General features: G+C 53.4%; 1 protein-coding gene. It reads right to left on the bottom strand.

Features of this window, described 5'->3' with window-relative positions; genetic code table 11:
* Window positions 1-238 (bottom strand): DUF1364 domain-containing protein (locus SB771_RS34910; RefSeq protein WP_410722029.1); only part of this gene is annotated, 238 nt, incomplete at its 3' end.
* Between the last annotated feature and the right edge of the window lie 28 nt (window positions 239-266).

The following is a 266-nucleotide window of genomic DNA, read 5'->3' as shown; positions in this document are numbered from 1 at the left end:
CTTCCAGCGCGCATTCTTTTGCATATCCAGCGTCAACAAAATGCGTGCGACGGTCGATCTCGTCGTGACAGGCAGAACATGCAATGGTGGCAATCAGGTCTGGCGGTTTGATACCGGTACCGCACAATCCAGCCAGCCGGATATGTGCCAGTACAGACGTTTCAGGATTGCCATTACATACGCCAGGGATTCTTACCTGGCATTCCCGACCACGCGCTGCTTTTCTCAAATCAGCCATGATTCCTCCTTGCTGCCAGTCGCAACCA

Source organism: Burkholderia sp. SIMBA_051, assembly GCF_046534915.1.
GTDB lineage: Bacteria > Pseudomonadota > Gammaproteobacteria > Burkholderiales > Burkholderiaceae > Burkholderia > Burkholderia ambifaria.
This window is presented reverse-complemented; position numbering and strand designations above follow the sequence as displayed.